This window comes from Alteromonas sp. 5NS40-0096, assembly GCF_057544385.1.
Genome location: NZ_BAAJLQ010000001.1, coordinates 719,963 through 734,008, shown reverse-complemented (window position 1 = coordinate 734,008; position 14,046 = coordinate 719,963). Strand labels below are relative to the sequence as shown.

Genomic DNA, 14,046 nt, shown 5'->3' with positions numbered 1-14,046 from the left:
ATCGATTGAGAAGCTAGAAATGAAACGCAAAATTATCATCCTGCTGTTATCTTTACTGCTGAGTGAGCTAGCGTTCGCCCAAAGTGCTTGCGATATTCCAGAACATCGACAATTCGATTTTTGGTTAGGAAAATGGAATGTTACTGGGGCAAATGGTCAGATTGCGGGCCAAAATAACATCACCGCTATTCTAAACGGTTGTGTTGTCGCCGAACATTATGTCACCCCTTCGGGTTTCGAGGGACGCAGCCTCAATGGATATGACAAGCAACGCCAAGAATGGGTACAAACCTGGATGGATAATTCTGGGTTAGTATTGCGTTTAGCGGGCCAATTCAAAGACGGCGCAATGGTGCTAAGTGGTGTTGGAAAAGATGCGCAGGGTAGGGATGTCGACCATCAAATCACCTGGTCGAGCAATAGTGACGGAACCGTCCGACAACATTGGCAAATGCGGTTGCGTGGCCAAGATTCATGGTCGACTTTGTTTGACGGTACTTACACAAAAGTTACTTCACAATAATGCCGCAAAAACCCAAACATTATGAATTGATAATCGCTCAGTTGGCGGCGCAAAAAGATGTAAGTGTAGCAACGAGTATGCAGCGCTTTTTTCCGACGCCAATCAAGGCTCTGGGTGTATCGGCTAAACCTATCGATGAGCTTGCAACGCGTTTCCATAAGGAGAACTCTCAACAGAGTGTCGAAGAGGTAATAGCCCTTTCCAATTGGATAATTGTGCACCATCAATACCACGAGGAAGTCTTACTCGCATTTGCTTTGCTCAACAAAGTAATAGGTAAGGCTCAAGGTAGTGAGGTGCTGTTATTGGCTCGGCATTGGTTAGAGCATCACGTTAGCAATTGGGCTCAAGTTGATAGCCTCGCGATGAAAACCTTAAACCGTTACTTGATTAAAAACCTCAATGAAGTCATGACACTCGATGTATGGTTAGAGTCTAACAGCCCATGGTGCCGCCGCGCGGCGTATGTGGTTTGGCTGAAGTTCGTACATCAGAAAATCGGTAAACAGACCTACCAACTACCAGTTGATTTTATATACGCACAATGTGACAGAGGGCTAAGCGATGGTGACGACTACGTGCAAAAAGCCATTGGCTGGTTGTTAAAAACCCTATCCAAAACCCAACCGGAATCTGTGATTGACTACCTGATAACCAACAAGAACAAGATACGCAAATCGACGTGGCGTTATGCCATTGAAAAATTAAGCCCTACGCAAATCGCAAGTATGTCTTTGTAAAATAAAATTTTTTGTTAAGGACGAATGTTGATAATCCTCACCGGCCCATCGAAAAAGAAATAATGCCATTCTCCAGATGCACTCCCATCTGCCTGTAGGCTAAGGGTAATACTGCCGCTGTTTTCATCGGTTTGATAACTGCCTTCAACGACCATGGTATCACCGTCAAATTCATCGAGGGTAACTATGCCATTTAGATATTCGTGATGAAATACAAAGGTTTTGTCGTCACTAAAATATGCCTTGTTGATTTTGTATAGACCAACGTCACCGAGGTCGTAGATGTAATTTTCAGGGTGATCGACAATGCGTTCTAGGGCTTCTTTTATTGCAGGGTGGGAGTTGTCTGATGCGGCGACCAACCAAGGTAAAACGCTTAATATCGTGATGAAACCAACACTAGATTTCATGACATCTCCTTCTCTGCTAGATAGTGGCAATAAAAATAGACGCCATTTTGCCTAGCGCAAAGCAGCATTGCCAGCGCTTGTGTTAAAATAGCAAAAAACGATAGTAATGAGATAGCCATGCAGGAATTATTGCCTTTTGCTTTACTGTGTTTCACGTCATTCTTTACGCTGATCAATCCGCTAGGGGTGATGCCTATTTTTATGACGTTAACCAGTGAACTGGATCCCAAACAGCGAATCAAAACGGCCCGTAAAGCCCTAATTGTGTCGTTTATCACGATTGTCGTTTTTGCAATGGCTGGTCAATTGTTGTTTTCATTCTTCCATATTTCGGTCAATAGTTTTCGCATAGTTGGCGGTATCATCTTTTTGATCATGGGAATGGATATGTTGCAAGCGCGACTTGCAAGAATGAAGGTCGCGGAGCATGAGGTGAAAAGTTACGTTGAGGATATCTCCGTGACGCCCTTAGCCATCCCAATGATCTGTGGGCCCGGCGCATTAACGAATGCTATCGTTCTTATGGAAGATGCCGTTACCCTTGATAAAGAGTTCGTATTGTTTGCCAGTGTCTTTTTGGTATTGTTTATTACCTATTGGGTATTGTTTTTCTCTAGTGCCATTATCAAACTGCTGGGGGAAACTGGTATCAAAGTCATGATGCGACTGATGGGATTAATCATTATGGTTATTGCCGTCGAATTTATCGTTGCGGGGCTAAAACCCATTATTGTTGATATTGTGGCATCGCTGCCTGCCTAGTGATGTCAATATTTCTATGTTACTGTTTTCACTATTCTAATTTGGTGTGAAACTTATGTTTGTTGATGTTAAAACTGCGATGCATGCCCTGCGTGATCACAGTGTAAAAGTCATTCATGTGGAAATGGTTAACCCAGTATCTGGAGCGACTACAACTACACCCAAAGGCTTTATTCCGGGTGCTGTGACTATTGATCTAGATAAAGAAGGTAGCGATCATAGTTTTGCCGCGCCACACCGACGACTCACAACCACAGCGTTTGCTGCGTTATTGGGTAAGCTGGGTATTACTAGCAAAGACACCGTGTATGTATACGACAACTTTGGCATATTTTGCGCCCCAAGGCTGTGGTTTATGCTCAAAATGCTGGGTCATCAAAACGCTTTCGTAATAGACGGTGGACTGCCTGCATATATTGGGGAAGGTCACACAGTCGAAGACAACAACGCTAACGACCAATGTGAACCTACTGTATACGAATCTGCACCTGCACCAGAACTAACACGGTTTGTTGACGCTGATGAGGTTGTAACGGCCATTAACAATCAACAGCAAATTCTTGATGCAAGAGCCGCTGGGCGCTTTCTCGGGCGAGTAAAAGAACCTAGAGCTGGCGTCAGAAGTGGCCATATGCCCGGCGCCATTAACCTGCCTTACACGAACTTGTTAGAAAATGGACGTTTGGCAGATTCGTCTGTTCTAAAACAAGTGTTTGATGAAGCTGGTGTTGATTTATCCCAAACGATTATCACCAGCTGTGGTTCAGGTATTACGGCTTGTGTCATTGGTATGGCAGCTTTGCAGTTGGGGGCTCAAAACGTGAAGATCTACGATGGATCATGGACAGAGTGGGGAAGTAATCTAGAATACCCAGTGGAGGTAGAAAGTGCCTAGTCCCTATGTAGTTGTGCTCACTGGCGCGGGCGTATCGGCTGAATCTGGGCTAAAAACCTTTCGCGAAAACGATGGTCTTTGGGAAAATCATCGGGTGGAAGAGGTCGCAACGCCTGAAGCGTTCGAGGCGAATCCAGATTTGGTTTATCGGTTTTACAACGAAAGACGAGCTCAACTGGTAAGTGGAGACGTCAATCCCAACCTGGCTCACGATGTGCTAGTAAGGCTCGAACAAGCACTCGGTGATCGTTTTGTTCTTGTTACGCAAAATGTCGATGATTTGCATGAGCGAGCTGGCAGCAAACAGGTCATTCATATGCATGGCGAATTACTCTCTGCACGATGTGTCAAGAGCGGTAAGACTCTGCCAGCTAACGCAAGCTTTGATGCAAATACTGAGTGTCAATGCTGCCATCCACCAAGCCAATTAAGGCCTGATATAGTTTGGTTTGGCGAAATGCCTTTGGCAATGGAAACGATTTTTCAACACTTAGCTAAAGCCACATTATTCATCGCCATCGGCACCTCCGGCCAAGTCTATCCCGCCGCTAACTTTTACCAAATTGCTGCTGCAAATGGAGCAAAAACGGTCGAACTTAATCTTGAACCGAGTCACGGTGCGAGTTTTTTTGATGAGGTCGTCAATGGCCCCGCAACAAAAGTGGTACCCGCATACGTCAATCAGCTAATTACTGCGCTTTAACAGGAAATCAAACCTTGTATTTAGAAGAATTTATAACGATGGCGGTGGTGCATCTTATTGCCGTTGCCAGCCCTGGGCCTGACTTTGCGATTGTAGTTCGCAACAGTATTGCATATGGTCGTCGTATTGCCCTTATTACCAGTATTGGTGTTGGTGCCGGTATTTTACTGCACGTAGCCTATTCTCTATTGGGACTGAGCGTCCTTATTCAAACGACCCCATGGTTGTTTAAGTTGTTTAGCTACTTAGCTGCCGCTTATTTGTTGTACCTCGCTTATGGAGCGTTGCGAAGCGGTCCACCAGACAACGAAGAAACGTTCGATGATCAGCACAAATCAGCGATTAGCGCTAAGAAAGCCTTTTGGAATGGCTTTTTAACCAATGGCCTTAATCCAAAGGCAACCTTGTTTTTCCTGTCTTTGTTTACTGCAATCATCAGTGTAGAGACACCCTTTATGGTGAAGCTTGGTTACGGCTTTTATCTCGCGGGCGCAACAGCTGCCTGGTTCTGTTTTTTGTCATATATCGTCAGCAGTGCAAAAGTTGCCAATTTTATTGGCGCGAAAGGGTATTGGTTGGATAGGGCAATGGGCGTATTGTTGATTGCATTGGCCATCAAACTACTTTGGGGCTAGCAGAGTATTCAACTATACTCGAATGAGAATCATCAATGTGAGGCGCTGTTGTTAAACACGCCCTTTTATGACTAACTCTTACCCAAAACAGTCATTCTCCCCAAAACGGCCAAAGCGAGCTTTTAATCTCAGCCGTATTTTGGCCCAAGCGAATGAAAAAACGCAGGATAACTTCGTAACTTGGTCATTGGCGGCTAGCGTATTCTTGTTGGTAGTCGCCATTGTAGTATTGACGTTATCAAGGCTAATCAGTATTGAAGCATTGGCCAATCTCAGCTTTTCAGATGGCTTGGTGATAAGTTATTTGTGTGCTGTCTTATTAGCGCCTTTCACTGCAGGTATCTACCAAATGGGAATTCGGTGCGCTCAAAACCAATCTATTGCCACGCTAGATATTGTCGGTTGTTTACCTTCGATATTGGGTTTGGCATTGGTACAACTCATTGTCATTTGGCTGGTGTCAATTGGGCTATTACTGTTGGTATTGCCTGGCTTGTATTTACTGATTGCAACAGCGTTTGCTATGCCGTTAGTTGCAGAGCGAAACTGTGGTATTTTCGCATCAATTCTTTTATCCATCACCACTGTTAATCGTTACTTGGGGCAATTTGTTTTGCTGTTTATGATGTTCTTTGCTTTGAGTATGCTGGCGTTTGCCACTTTTGGTGTTGTGCTTTTATGGGTTGTTCCGTTTTATTATTGCGTGTTGGGCTTGATTTATGTAGAGCTGTTTGGGTATGGTGAGGGCGTTTCGACTTCTAAGCCAATGTCGCGTCTGTAGGAGATAAGGTTATATGCACAAAAGGGAGACGACGGCGATCGTTGTCACTATGTTGGTCGTTATCGCTATTATTGTTGTGTTTGCATGGCGAGTAACAACCCAAGAACCTGATGTGCTAGATGTGCCGGAAACGCCATCCTCCGCATTACCCGTTCCTAAATTTGGTGAGATAAGCGATGTAAAGGAAAAGAAAACCGCGTTTTTTTCCTATCTAAAACCTGAGGTCGATCAACAAAATCTGTATTTGTTGACCCTACGTCATTATTTACTAGAGCTTCAGCGAAAAATACAAAATAATACCCCGCTAGACGATCACGACCGCGAACAATTTGATTGGTTGATCAGCGAGTACCGAGTTGACAAGGAACTTGTTCCAAAAGAGCAGGTAGCGCAACTTCTTGTTAAGGTCGATATTATACCTGCTGAGCTCGTGTTAGTGCAGGCTGCTAACGAGTCTGCTTGGGGGACAAGCCGTTTTGCCCAAGAGGGCTATAACTTTTATGGACTGTGGTGTTACCAGAAAGGCTGTGGGTTTGTACCCGCTAGGCGGAATTCAGGTGCGAAACACGAAGTGGCGAAATTTAATAATGCGTCAAGATCAACCTATACCTATATGCGCAACCTAAATCGTCATGATGCATACCGCGAATTGCGCGAGATCAGGCGATCACTTAGAGAAAATCAAAAACCGATAAGTGGCTACGCGTTAGCTGAAGGGTTAATTCATTATTCTGAGCGCGGGGCGGCCTATGTGGAAGAGTTGCAAACGATGATGCGCTATAACAAAGAGTATTTAAATTGAAAAATAGAATGACAATAAGCGCAGCAATGGGCTTGTTACTAAGTTGCCCAGCGGCGTTTTCCGATACCATTGAAGTGGAATACAAGCGTTTCTACAGTCATGTAAGAAAGCTCAATGACGATGATACCCAGGGTTTACAATTTGCCTTTGGATTTATGCATGTGACAAATAAAACGCTGTGCACTATCAATAAGGCAGATATCGTTACCCAGAAGAAAACAATTCCTTTGGAAGTTACACCAGAATACCGATTTACGGTACCGGCAGAGCGCGCACTTAACTTAGCGGATGCCAAGGTAACGATTGACCTTGAACAGCCCTCTAACCAATGCGATATGTCGGTACAATTAGAAACGAAGCCCGAATGGTTAAAGCAAGAGTATTCCCCGCAAGACCTTGCATTCATTCACCAGCAGTACTCTTCGTTCTTTAATGAAATGGGCAGCTTTTTGTCATTTATGATGCCCAGCGTGTCAGGTTTGATGATTCATTTCGAAGACTTACACTATGATGCACTCGTAGAAGGGGCGCCAGCTATCAATAAAGGCACGATGCTGATAGATGAAGAATGGTTGGAAAAGGGCAAACCTTTGGTTTTACCTCGTAAGCCGTTACGCGTAACCGCACTCACGTCCAAGTAAAGTCAATATAGATGTGGCATTCAGCGAATTTTAACTAGCTTATGGCACTGAGTGAATATGGTCGCTCTGTCATTCTGTTTTAACGCTAGTAAGACCATTGGGAGCGCGACTGTTAATCAGTTAATCAATTGAATACATGAAACAGCACACGCATTTATTGTTTATTTGTAGCAAAAACCAATGGCGTAGTCCCACTGCCGAAGCTGTCTGGCGAAAACGCATTGGCTATCACGCACGCTCGGCGGGGACGAGCTCAAAGGCTAAAAAAACGGTAAGCGAAGCCGACGTTATTTGGGCTGACATGATTTTTGTCATGGAGAAAAAACACAAAAGTCGTTTGCGCGCTGAGTTTGGTCACTCGCTCGGTTCAACTCCTCTTTTTGTATTGGATATTCCCGATGAATATCAATACATGGACGAGGATTTAATTGCTGAATTGGAAGACAAAGTTAGTACGTTGCTATCAGGCCACCTAGCGTAAAACGAGCAGGCACATAGAGGTGTGCCTGCTAAAGTCATGCTACCTTTATGATTCAACGGGAGAGGCTAGGTAGCGATGTATCGTTGGTTTGTCATTCTCATCCACTGATACAGTCCAGGTTTCGTTAACTAAAACATTTAGTGAGTTACCTTTGAATTCTGACATAGGCGCAGTTTCAGCGATGAAACGGATTCTGAGGTTTAATTGGTATTGCGAACCATTTGGGTCGTTTTCTATTGGCTCAACTTCCACTTGTTCCACAATGTGTTGTGGGCCTGGCAGAAAAGTGTTTCTGGCAATCTGGTACCAATCGTTGAAACCTGCGTGGCCTGTGAAGGTATCAGCTCCCATCTCCCAATGAATATCTTCAGCGAGAAACGACAGAAAATAACCCGCATCTTCAGGTAACACGTCAAATTCTGAAAACCACTGATGAACAAACTTGGTCAACAAATTGGTTTTGTCTGACTGGATAGATTTTATTTGATCAATTAATCGGTTGGCGTGATCGTTAGCTCTGCCTATCACATCTTCTAGCTCATTATATACACCTGGTATGTAAACCATTTGGTGGGTATATACCGGTTGGTGGTATACCATACCGGCCAAATAGGCTGTCTGCTGCAACGGTTTGACTAGATCGCCAATTGGGAAATGATTGTATCCGAGGGGCGTATACGAGGATTCCGGCCCACCAACAGTAAACGACAAAATGAAATCTTTACCTTTGAGTTTGTCGCCTTTTGCACCAAACGCAAAATCATAGCTAAAAACATCATCAATCCATTTTTTCAATAACGCAGGTACTGAGTACCAGTAAAATGGAAATTGAAGAATAATGATATCAGCGTTAATCAGTGCTTTCTGCTCTTGCTCTATATCGATTTGGTAATCGGGGTACAGTGTATCGAGTCTACGAATTTCTGTACTTGATAAGGAGCCCTCTAACTGCTTTATGATCGCAGAATTGGTGTATGAATGGGCTAGATCAGGGTGACCAGAAATAACTAATACCTTACTCATCGTGTCCTCGTAGGTGATTCAATTTAAAGTCTGTGTAGTTTACTCCTTGACACTAATAGTTTTTAGGCGGTTAAATTAACTAAGTCTGTTAGGTTAATGTTTACAATGAGGTGCGTGTGAAAGGCGCAACGTACAATCAATTGGCGGTTTTCAGTACAATCGTAAAAGAAGGCAGTATTCGAGGGGCGGCGAGACAGCTTGAAATTGCCGCACCCTCGGTCAGTCAATCACTCAAGTCGCTTGAGGCAAAGATAGGCATGCCTCTATTTAGCCGAAGTACGAGGCGAATAGAATTAACGCAGGCTGGACAACTGTTATACGAGCGTATTGGTGATCATCTGTCGAGTCTAGAACTCGCAGTCGATAGCCTGCAAGATCTCAATAAGGCACCTTCAGGCCGCGTTCGCATTACGCTTCCAAAGTTTGTTTACGATTTTTTGCTCAAGCCTTACTACGCCCAATTCTGTCATCTTTACCCCGACATTGAACTGGAAATATCGATTAGCGACAAAGTTGTCAATATTTTGGATGAAGGTTTTGATGTGGGTATTCGTTTTGGTCATCGTATTCAAGATGGAATGGTGGCAAGACCGTTAACATCGCCAATGAAAGAAGCACTGTTTGCTTCTAAGGATTATTTGGCGAAATACGGCTTACCGAAAACACTCTCAGACGTCAGTGAACACAAGTTTATTCAGTACCGCTTTATTGGTTCTAATCAAATAGCGCCACTATTACTCAATGATAATGGACAACAGCATACCGTTAGAGGAAAAACCGCGTTAATTGTCAATGACACTGATGCAATGATAGACGCTGCAATTAAAGGTCTTGGTATCGGAAGGATCGTCACACCGATGATTGAAAATCAATTTACTGAGGGGCAGTTGTCGCCATTACTAGAGCAATACTGGGATGAATACCCAGGTTTGTACATTTACTTCATGCAAAACTCGCAAAAAGCGAGGCGGGTGAGGGTGCTTATCGACTTTTTGCTCGACAGCACCACACATTTTCGGGCTTAACTCAGTAACAACTGGTAGCGAATCTGCTCTTCGATACGAGACACCGTTTGTTTGCCTTTTTCAAACAAGTCTTCGGCACGATGAAATTCCATGATACCCACGTCAGTGAGTTGCGGTTCGAGCAATATATCCGGCGGATCGCCTGCTAAACGAGAGCGGGTGACACGCGCTTGAAGAATTTCTAGTGCACTGCTCATCACACTGAAGATACCAGGTGGATTTTCGTTCTTCTCTGCAGTTGTCTCAGGTGAAAACCACTGGCGTAGCACGTTTTGACTTTTTGAGAAAAAATCGTCTGTCTTGCGATTCGCTGCTTCGTGCTCAAGGCGAGTTTGTACCAAACGCTGTGGTCTAAAGTCAGCATTTAAATTGACGGCGATAACAAAATCTGCCCCAAGTTGGCGGCACAAATTAACCGGAACGGGATTGACTACCGCACCATCTACCAACCACTTACCGTCCTTTGCGACGGGAGAAAACAGGGCGGGAATCGCACAAGAAGCTTTGACAGGTTCCCCTACGTCACCTTTTTTAAAGATCACTTCTCTGCCTGTCGAAAGATCAGTCGCGACGCAACCAAATGGTAAATCCATCGACTCAAATGTCGGCGCACTGAAGTCTTCTATCAGTTTATCAAATACTTTCTGGCCACTCGCAATTCCCCCTTTTCGGATACCAACACCCATAAGGGAGAGTACCTGCCATTCGGAAAGCGAGAACGCCCATTCCTGCAATGCTTCTAGTTTGCCGCTGGCATACGCTGCACCGACGTAAGCGCCGATGGAGCAACCTGCCACTACGTCGATTTTAATACCCAGCTCTTCAAGTGCCTTTATGATGCCAATGTGGGTCCATCCGCGAGCTGCGCCCGCACCTAAAGCTAGGCCTATTTTCATTACTGTTTTGCTTCCATGATATTGACGATTGGAATAGCATCTTCCATGTTTTCTTGTGCAACTTCAAATGTTGGTGCATCAAAACCTATGTCACCATCTTTTACCGGCGCTCCAGTAGTTTCAATGCTTTTAAAGTCGTGTAAGTTTTTATCTGCAAGGTGTGTAGGTGCCACGTTCTGAATAGAGCGAAACATGGATTCAATGCGGCCAGGGAACCGTTTGTCCCAGTCTTGCAACATCGCTTTGATATGTTTTCTTTGCAAATTTTCTTGTGAACCACAAAGGTTGCACGGGATGATAGGAAAATCGGCAATGTTTGAGTATTTAACAATATCCTTTTCGCTGCAGTAAGCCAAAGGGCGGATTACGATATGTTTACCATCATCACTGACTAATTTAGGCGGCATTGATTTCAGTTTGCCACCGTGAAACATATTCAAAAACAGGGTTTCTAACATATCGTCCCTGTGATGTCCCAGCGCAATTTTGGTTGCGCCTAATTCGGTAGCCGTTCGGTACAAAATGCCTCGGCGCAATCGAGAACACAAAGAACAGGTAGTCTTACCTTCCGGGATCTTGTCTTTGACAATAGAGTAGGTATCTTCTTCTACGATCTTGTATTCAACACCGACACTCTCGAGGTATTGGGGCAGAATATGTTCTGGGAAGCCCGGTTGCTTCTGGTCTAAGTTGACCGCGACGATATCAAAGTCGATAGGAGCTATCTTACGCAAGAACATGAGGATATCGAGCATGGTGTAGCTGTCTTTTCCTCCGGAAAGACAAACCATGATTCTATCGTTTGCTTCAATCATGCCAAAGTCTTCAATCGCTTTACCGACATTTCGTCGTAGGCGTTTTTGTAATTTATTGAAGTTGTACTTGGCTTTTTGTTGTGAACTGGTTGAGCCGGATTCTGTCAACTTGGCTTCTACTGCGTTCTGATTCATGCGCGAAACGTGCTCTATTACTCGAAAAGCGGGCATTATACAAAATGCCCGCACCTGCGCATAGCCTTAGTTCTAAACAGAGTCAGCGCGTTTATCCATTGGATATTAGCGTATTGGGGATTGGAAACCGTCGGGTTTGATCGCAAGCACGTCACACTGCAAACTATCGATTACATGCTCAGCGGTGTTGCCAATTAACGCCGCTGATAGACCAACGCGACCCACGGTGCCTATGATGACGAGTTCCGCATCAACGGCGTCTGCAATTTGTGGTATCACGCTTTCCGGCAAGCCTTCTTTTACGTGACATCGTTCAAGCGGAATATCGTATCGATTAGAGTGACGTTCTATCTCTTGTAGATGATGATTTCGCACAGAATCATTGTAAGTCGTTGGGTCAAACTCTGGGACCTCTATCGCGATGTTGAGCGGTGTACTGGGGTAGCAGTTAACCAAGTTAACCTTGCCAATCAGCAAGTCTGCATAGTCTTTCGCAATCACGGTGAGTTTGTCGTTGAGCTGCGCATGCTCTCTGTCTTCGGTGCCGACGTTGACGGCTGCAATAATGTTACCATCCTCAGGCCAATCGTGGTCTTTTACTAACAACACCGGAGAAGGACATTTGCGTAACAAATGCCAATCCGTAGGCGTAAAAATGACTGAAGTCAGATCATCGTGAGGTTTTGTGGCCTTTACAACGATGTCACAGCTGTGTGCCATGGCAAAGCGTATAATGGATTCATAGGCGCGATTGTGCCATTCAACAACCACCTTTATTGCTGCGTTACTTTTGTAGTGTTTTAACTCATCCTCCAACCAAGCTTGACGATCTTTGATTACGGCTTCTCGCATGGCTTCTCGTTCATCTGATGAGAGCATGGTTGTCATTTCGTACGAGAAATCGTAGATCACCATGTATGCCGTAATGCTGGCTTCCGTCTTTTCGGCAAGTTCGATCGCCCGGGATAGGGCAGGTTGATTGTCTCTATCAGGCTCAATGATAGCGAGTAAGTGATTGTAGTTAATCATATGCGACCTTCCCTAATGCAATAGTCATTAAACACAACGAACCAACGTTAGTGTTGCCTCTTTACATAAGTGTAGGTCGAATATAGAAAAATGTGATTTGTTTTGGATCAAAAAGAGGCTTAAATCACCTCTTTTGTTTGCACGCCCATATTGTTGAGTTTGTCTTCCATCGCGTCGAAATCCGTGATGGTAATAAGCTTACCGTCAACCTGAATAATGCCTTCTTTTTGAAAACGCGTAAGTAAACGGGAAATCGTTTCGACCGTAAGACCCAAGTAGTTTCCAATCTCGTTTCGGGTCATTGATAAATTAAATTCTCGAGATGAGAAGCCCCGTTCTTCAAAACGTTGCGACAATTGCGCGATAAAATAGATCAAGCGTTCTTCTGCGGTACGCTTGTTTAACAACATCATCATTTCATTGTCTTGCTTTATCTCTGCACTCATAAAACTCATGATTTGGTGGCGCAGCTTAGGTAGTTGTACCGACATTTTGTCTAATGTGTCGTAGGGCAATTCGCAGACCATGGCGGTTTCTAGGGCTTGGGTGTAGCTTTCATGGGTATTGTTGCGCAGCGCATCAAAGCCAATAATGTCACCAGGAAAATGAAACCCTATGATTTGCTCTTCGCCATCTTTGGCACTGACGAACGATTTGAACGAACCGCTTCTCACCGCGTACAAGGCTGTGAAGCTGTCACCAGAACGAATTAACTTATCATTTTTATGCAGTGGCTTTTTTCGTTCAACAATGTCGTCCAATGACTCAATTTCTGTTTTATTGAGCGCAACTGGTAAACACAGGTGACTGAAACTACAGTTTTGACAATGTATTGAAAAATCGCTGGTCTTGCTCATAGTCGTTCCGGGTCCTTTGCCTAAGCGTTATAGATACTATTGTAACCATTATAAATCAAGAAAACTGCATATATTGCGACTAAAGTGGCAATGCATTGTTTAACAACGGGGTGCCGAAAACCTTTGACCAACCATTGTGCGGATAAACTGGCTGCAAAGAGTGTTGGCAGCGTGCCCAAGCCGAACGCTAGCATGATGGCAGCGCCGTTTAGGGCATCGCCAGACGCCATTGACCATGTCAGTGTAGAGTAAACCAGCCCACACGGTAGCCAACCCCAGATCATGCCGTAACCCAACGCTTTACCATAGGAATCAACTGGCAAAAACCGTTTAGACAAAGGCTGGATTCGCTTCCAGACCCGAGAACCGAGCGCTTCGATTGCGGTTAATATTCGCCACCAGTTACCCAAGTAACAAGCGAGTAGCAAGAGTATAATGCCGCTTACAATAGATAGATAAACTAATCCATTACGCAGTGACAGCGATACAACGCCTCCCAAAAAGCCGGTGATGCCTCCAGCAACCGTGTAACTTAATATTCTACCGAGGTTGTATAACGCGATATAAGCGTTCTTAGGGTGATGAGACGGAATCGTTGCGCCAAACGCCGTAGCAATACCACCACACATACCAACGCAATGTACGCCGCCTGCTACACCAATAAGAAACGCAGAGAATACGTTAAAGTCAGTCATTCTTGGTTTGAGAGTCCGGCTGCTGTACGTCGGGCTGTCGTCTTTGTTCTTTTGGTAGGTCGTCGTCGAACAAAATGCTATATCCCTGACGCTCTAAGTCTTCAAATTGGTTTGATTTAACAGCCCAAAAAAAGACGCCAATCGCAATTGCCACGATAATGACAGCCAGAGGGATCAATACGTAAATAATACTCACTA

At 44.5% G+C, this 14,046-nt stretch carries 19 protein-coding genes; 11 read left to right on the top strand and 8 right to left on the bottom strand.

The window, feature by feature from the left end; all coding sequences use genetic code 11:
- Positions 1 to 19: 19 nt before the first annotated feature.
- Positions 20 to 523 (top strand): hypothetical protein, encoded by a 504-nt coding sequence (locus AC27G9_RS03335; protein ID WP_487071011.1) that lies wholly within the window; start codon positions 20 to 22, stop codon positions 521 to 523.
- On the top strand, positions 523 to 1,263 hold the full coding sequence (locus AC27G9_RS03330) for a DNA alkylation repair protein (protein WP_487071009.1): 741 nt from the start codon (positions 523 to 525) through the stop codon (positions 1,261 to 1,263). Before AC27G9_RS03335 ends, AC27G9_RS03330 begins: the two co-directional genes overlap by 1 nt.
- A 14-nt stretch (positions 1,264 to 1,277) precedes the next feature.
- Here AC27G9_RS03330 and AC27G9_RS03325 read toward each other — a convergent pair whose 3' ends face one another.
- The gene (locus AC27G9_RS03325) at positions 1,278 to 1,673 is read right to left on the bottom strand and encodes a hypothetical protein (RefSeq protein WP_487071007.1); all 396 of its coding nucleotides are present in this window, start codon (positions 1,671 to 1,673) and stop codon (positions 1,278 to 1,280) included.
- Positions 1,674 to 1,790: 117 nt separating this feature from the next.
- Between AC27G9_RS03325 and AC27G9_RS03320 the strand changes: the two genes are divergently transcribed.
- The 8 genes from AC27G9_RS03320 to AC27G9_RS03285 all read left to right on the top strand — a co-directional run bounded on the left by AC27G9_RS03320 (position 1,791) and on the right by AC27G9_RS03285 (position 7,373).
- Positions 1,791 to 2,435: a MarC family protein gene (locus tag AC27G9_RS03320; protein WP_487071005.1), complete on the top strand. Its 645-nt coding sequence runs from the start codon at positions 1,791 to 1,793 to the stop codon at positions 2,433 to 2,435.
- Between the two features lie 55 nt (positions 2,436 to 2,490).
- Positions 2,491 to 3,330: a sulfurtransferase gene (locus AC27G9_RS03315; RefSeq protein ID WP_487071003.1), complete on the top strand. Its 840-nt coding sequence runs from the start codon at positions 2,491 to 2,493 to the stop codon at positions 3,328 to 3,330.
- A complete protein-coding gene (gene cobB, locus AC27G9_RS03310) occupies positions 3,323 to 4,033 on the top strand; it encodes a Sir2 family NAD+-dependent deacetylase (RefSeq protein WP_487071001.1) in 711 nt (236 codons plus the stop codon). The genes AC27G9_RS03315 and cobB overlap by 8 nt, the downstream gene beginning before the upstream one ends.
- A gap of 38 nt (positions 4,034 to 4,071) precedes the next feature.
- Positions 4,072 to 4,668, top strand: coding sequence for a LysE family translocator (locus tag AC27G9_RS03305; protein WP_487072047.1), 597 nt, complete (start codon positions 4,072 to 4,074; stop codon positions 4,666 to 4,668).
- A 67-nt stretch (positions 4,669 to 4,735) separates the two neighbouring features.
- The gene (locus AC27G9_RS03300; RefSeq protein ID WP_487070999.1) at positions 4,736 to 5,449 is read left to right on the top strand and encodes a hypothetical protein; all 714 of its coding nucleotides are present in this window, start codon (positions 4,736 to 4,738) and stop codon (positions 5,447 to 5,449) included.
- 13 nt (positions 5,450 to 5,462) lie between these two features.
- The gene (locus AC27G9_RS03295; protein ID WP_487070997.1) at positions 5,463 to 6,251 is read left to right on the top strand and encodes a glucosaminidase domain-containing protein; all 789 of its coding nucleotides are present in this window, start codon (positions 5,463 to 5,465) and stop codon (positions 6,249 to 6,251) included.
- 8 nt (positions 6,252 to 6,259) lie between these two features.
- Positions 6,260 to 6,892, top strand: a complete 633-nt coding sequence (locus AC27G9_RS03290; protein WP_487070995.1) for a DUF2987 domain-containing protein — start codon at positions 6,260 to 6,262, stop codon at positions 6,890 to 6,892.
- Between the two features lie 136 nt (positions 6,893 to 7,028).
- Complete coding sequence (locus AC27G9_RS03285) at positions 7,029 to 7,373, top strand: low molecular weight protein tyrosine phosphatase family protein (RefSeq protein WP_487070993.1); 345 nt, start codon at positions 7,029 to 7,031, stop codon at positions 7,371 to 7,373.
- A 45-nt stretch (positions 7,374 to 7,418) separates the two neighbouring features.
- On the opposite strand, the gene AC27G9_RS03280 is transcribed toward AC27G9_RS03285, so the two are convergent.
- On the bottom strand, positions 7,419 to 8,396 hold the full coding sequence (locus tag AC27G9_RS03280) for an NAD(P)H-dependent oxidoreductase (RefSeq protein ID WP_487070991.1): 978 nt from the start codon (positions 8,394 to 8,396) through the stop codon (positions 7,419 to 7,421).
- A 116-nt stretch (positions 8,397 to 8,512) separates the two neighbouring features.
- Between AC27G9_RS03280 and AC27G9_RS03275 the strand changes: the two genes are divergently transcribed.
- Positions 8,513 to 9,421, top strand: coding sequence for a LysR family transcriptional regulator (locus AC27G9_RS03275; protein ID WP_487070989.1), 909 nt, complete (start codon positions 8,513 to 8,515; stop codon positions 9,419 to 9,421).
- Here the strand turns inward: AC27G9_RS03275 and rssA are convergent.
- From rssA to ccoS, 6 genes are all read right to left on the bottom strand, one after another.
- Positions 9,418 to 10,317 (bottom strand): patatin-like phospholipase RssA, encoded by a 900-nt coding sequence (rssA, locus tag AC27G9_RS03270; RefSeq protein WP_487070987.1) that lies wholly within the window; start codon positions 10,315 to 10,317, stop codon positions 9,418 to 9,420. The two genes, AC27G9_RS03275 and rssA, sit on opposite strands and share 4 nt — an antisense overlap.
- Positions 10,317 to 11,267, bottom strand: coding sequence for a tRNA 2-thiocytidine(32) synthetase TtcA (gene ttcA / locus AC27G9_RS03265; protein ID WP_487070985.1), 951 nt, complete (start codon positions 11,265 to 11,267; stop codon positions 10,317 to 10,319). Before ttcA ends, rssA begins: the two co-directional genes overlap by 1 nt.
- 105 nt (positions 11,268 to 11,372) lie before the next feature.
- Positions 11,373 to 12,296 carry a universal stress protein UspE gene (uspE, locus tag AC27G9_RS03260; RefSeq protein ID WP_487070983.1) on the bottom strand — a complete coding sequence of 308 codons (924 nt, stop codon included), beginning with the start codon at positions 12,294 to 12,296 and terminating at the stop codon, positions 11,373 to 11,375.
- Positions 12,297 to 12,415: 119 nt separating this feature from the next.
- Complete coding sequence (fnr, locus tag AC27G9_RS03255; protein ID WP_487070981.1) at positions 12,416 to 13,153, bottom strand: fumarate/nitrate reduction transcriptional regulator Fnr; 738 nt, start codon at positions 13,151 to 13,153, stop codon at positions 12,416 to 12,418.
- A gap of 20 nt (positions 13,154 to 13,173) precedes the next feature.
- Entirely contained in the window at positions 13,174 to 13,848 is a 675-nt protein-coding gene (locus AC27G9_RS03250) for a sulfite exporter TauE/SafE family protein (RefSeq protein ID WP_487070979.1), read from the bottom strand.
- On the bottom strand, positions 13,841 to 14,044 hold the full coding sequence (ccoS, locus tag AC27G9_RS03245; RefSeq protein WP_487070977.1) for a cbb3-type cytochrome oxidase assembly protein CcoS: 204 nt from the start codon (positions 14,042 to 14,044) through the stop codon (positions 13,841 to 13,843). Before ccoS ends, AC27G9_RS03250 begins: the two co-directional genes overlap by 8 nt.
- Positions 14,045 to 14,046: the final 2 nt, after the last annotated feature.

What these genes read in the sequence shown, in the direction of transcription:
- AC27G9_RS03325 (WP_487071007.1), bottom strand. Translation starts at nt 1,673, where the DNA reads ATGAAATCTAGTGTTGGTTTCATCACGATATTAAGCGTTTTACCTTGG.
- AC27G9_RS03315 (WP_487071003.1), top strand. Translation starts at nt 2,491, where the DNA reads ATGTTTGTTGATGTTAAAACTGCGATGCATGCCCTGCGTGATCACAGT.
- ttcA (WP_487070985.1), bottom strand. Translation starts at nt 11,267, where the DNA reads ATGAATCAGAACGCAGTAGAAGCCAAGTTGACAGAATCCGGCTCAACC.
- fnr (WP_487070981.1), bottom strand. Translation starts at nt 13,153, where the DNA reads ATGAGCAAGACCAGCGATTTTTCAATACATTGTCAAAACTGTAGTTTC.
- AC27G9_RS03290 (WP_487070995.1), top strand. Translation starts at nt 6,260, where the DNA reads ATGACAATAAGCGCAGCAATGGGCTTGTTACTAAGTTGCCCAGCGGCG.
- AC27G9_RS03295 (WP_487070997.1), top strand. Translation starts at nt 5,463, where the DNA reads ATGCACAAAAGGGAGACGACGGCGATCGTTGTCACTATGTTGGTCGTT.
- AC27G9_RS03250 (WP_487070979.1), bottom strand. Translation starts at nt 13,848, where the DNA reads ATGACTGACTTTAACGTATTCTCTGCGTTTCTTATTGGTGTAGCAGGC.
- AC27G9_RS03330 (WP_487071009.1), top strand. Translation starts at nt 523, where the DNA reads ATGCCGCAAAAACCCAAACATTATGAATTGATAATCGCTCAGTTGGCG.
- AC27G9_RS03285 (WP_487070993.1), top strand. Translation starts at nt 7,029, where the DNA reads ATGAAACAGCACACGCATTTATTGTTTATTTGTAGCAAAAACCAATGG.
- uspE (WP_487070983.1), bottom strand. Translation starts at nt 12,296, where the DNA reads ATGATTAACTACAATCACTTACTCGCTATCATTGAGCCTGATAGAGAC.
- rssA (WP_487070987.1), bottom strand. Translation starts at nt 10,317, where the DNA reads ATGAAAATAGGCCTAGCTTTAGGTGCGGGCGCAGCTCGCGGATGGACC.
- AC27G9_RS03280 (WP_487070991.1), bottom strand. Translation starts at nt 8,396, where the DNA reads ATGAGTAAGGTATTAGTTATTTCTGGTCACCCTGATCTAGCCCATTCA.
- AC27G9_RS03320 (WP_487071005.1), top strand. Translation starts at nt 1,791, where the DNA reads ATGCAGGAATTATTGCCTTTTGCTTTACTGTGTTTCACGTCATTCTTT.
- AC27G9_RS03335 (WP_487071011.1), top strand. Translation starts at nt 20, where the DNA reads ATGAAACGCAAAATTATCATCCTGCTGTTATCTTTACTGCTGAGTGAG.
- AC27G9_RS03300 (WP_487070999.1), top strand. Translation starts at nt 4,736, where the DNA reads ATGACTAACTCTTACCCAAAACAGTCATTCTCCCCAAAACGGCCAAAG.
- AC27G9_RS03305 (WP_487072047.1), top strand. Translation starts at nt 4,072, where the DNA reads ATGGCGGTGGTGCATCTTATTGCCGTTGCCAGCCCTGGGCCTGACTTT.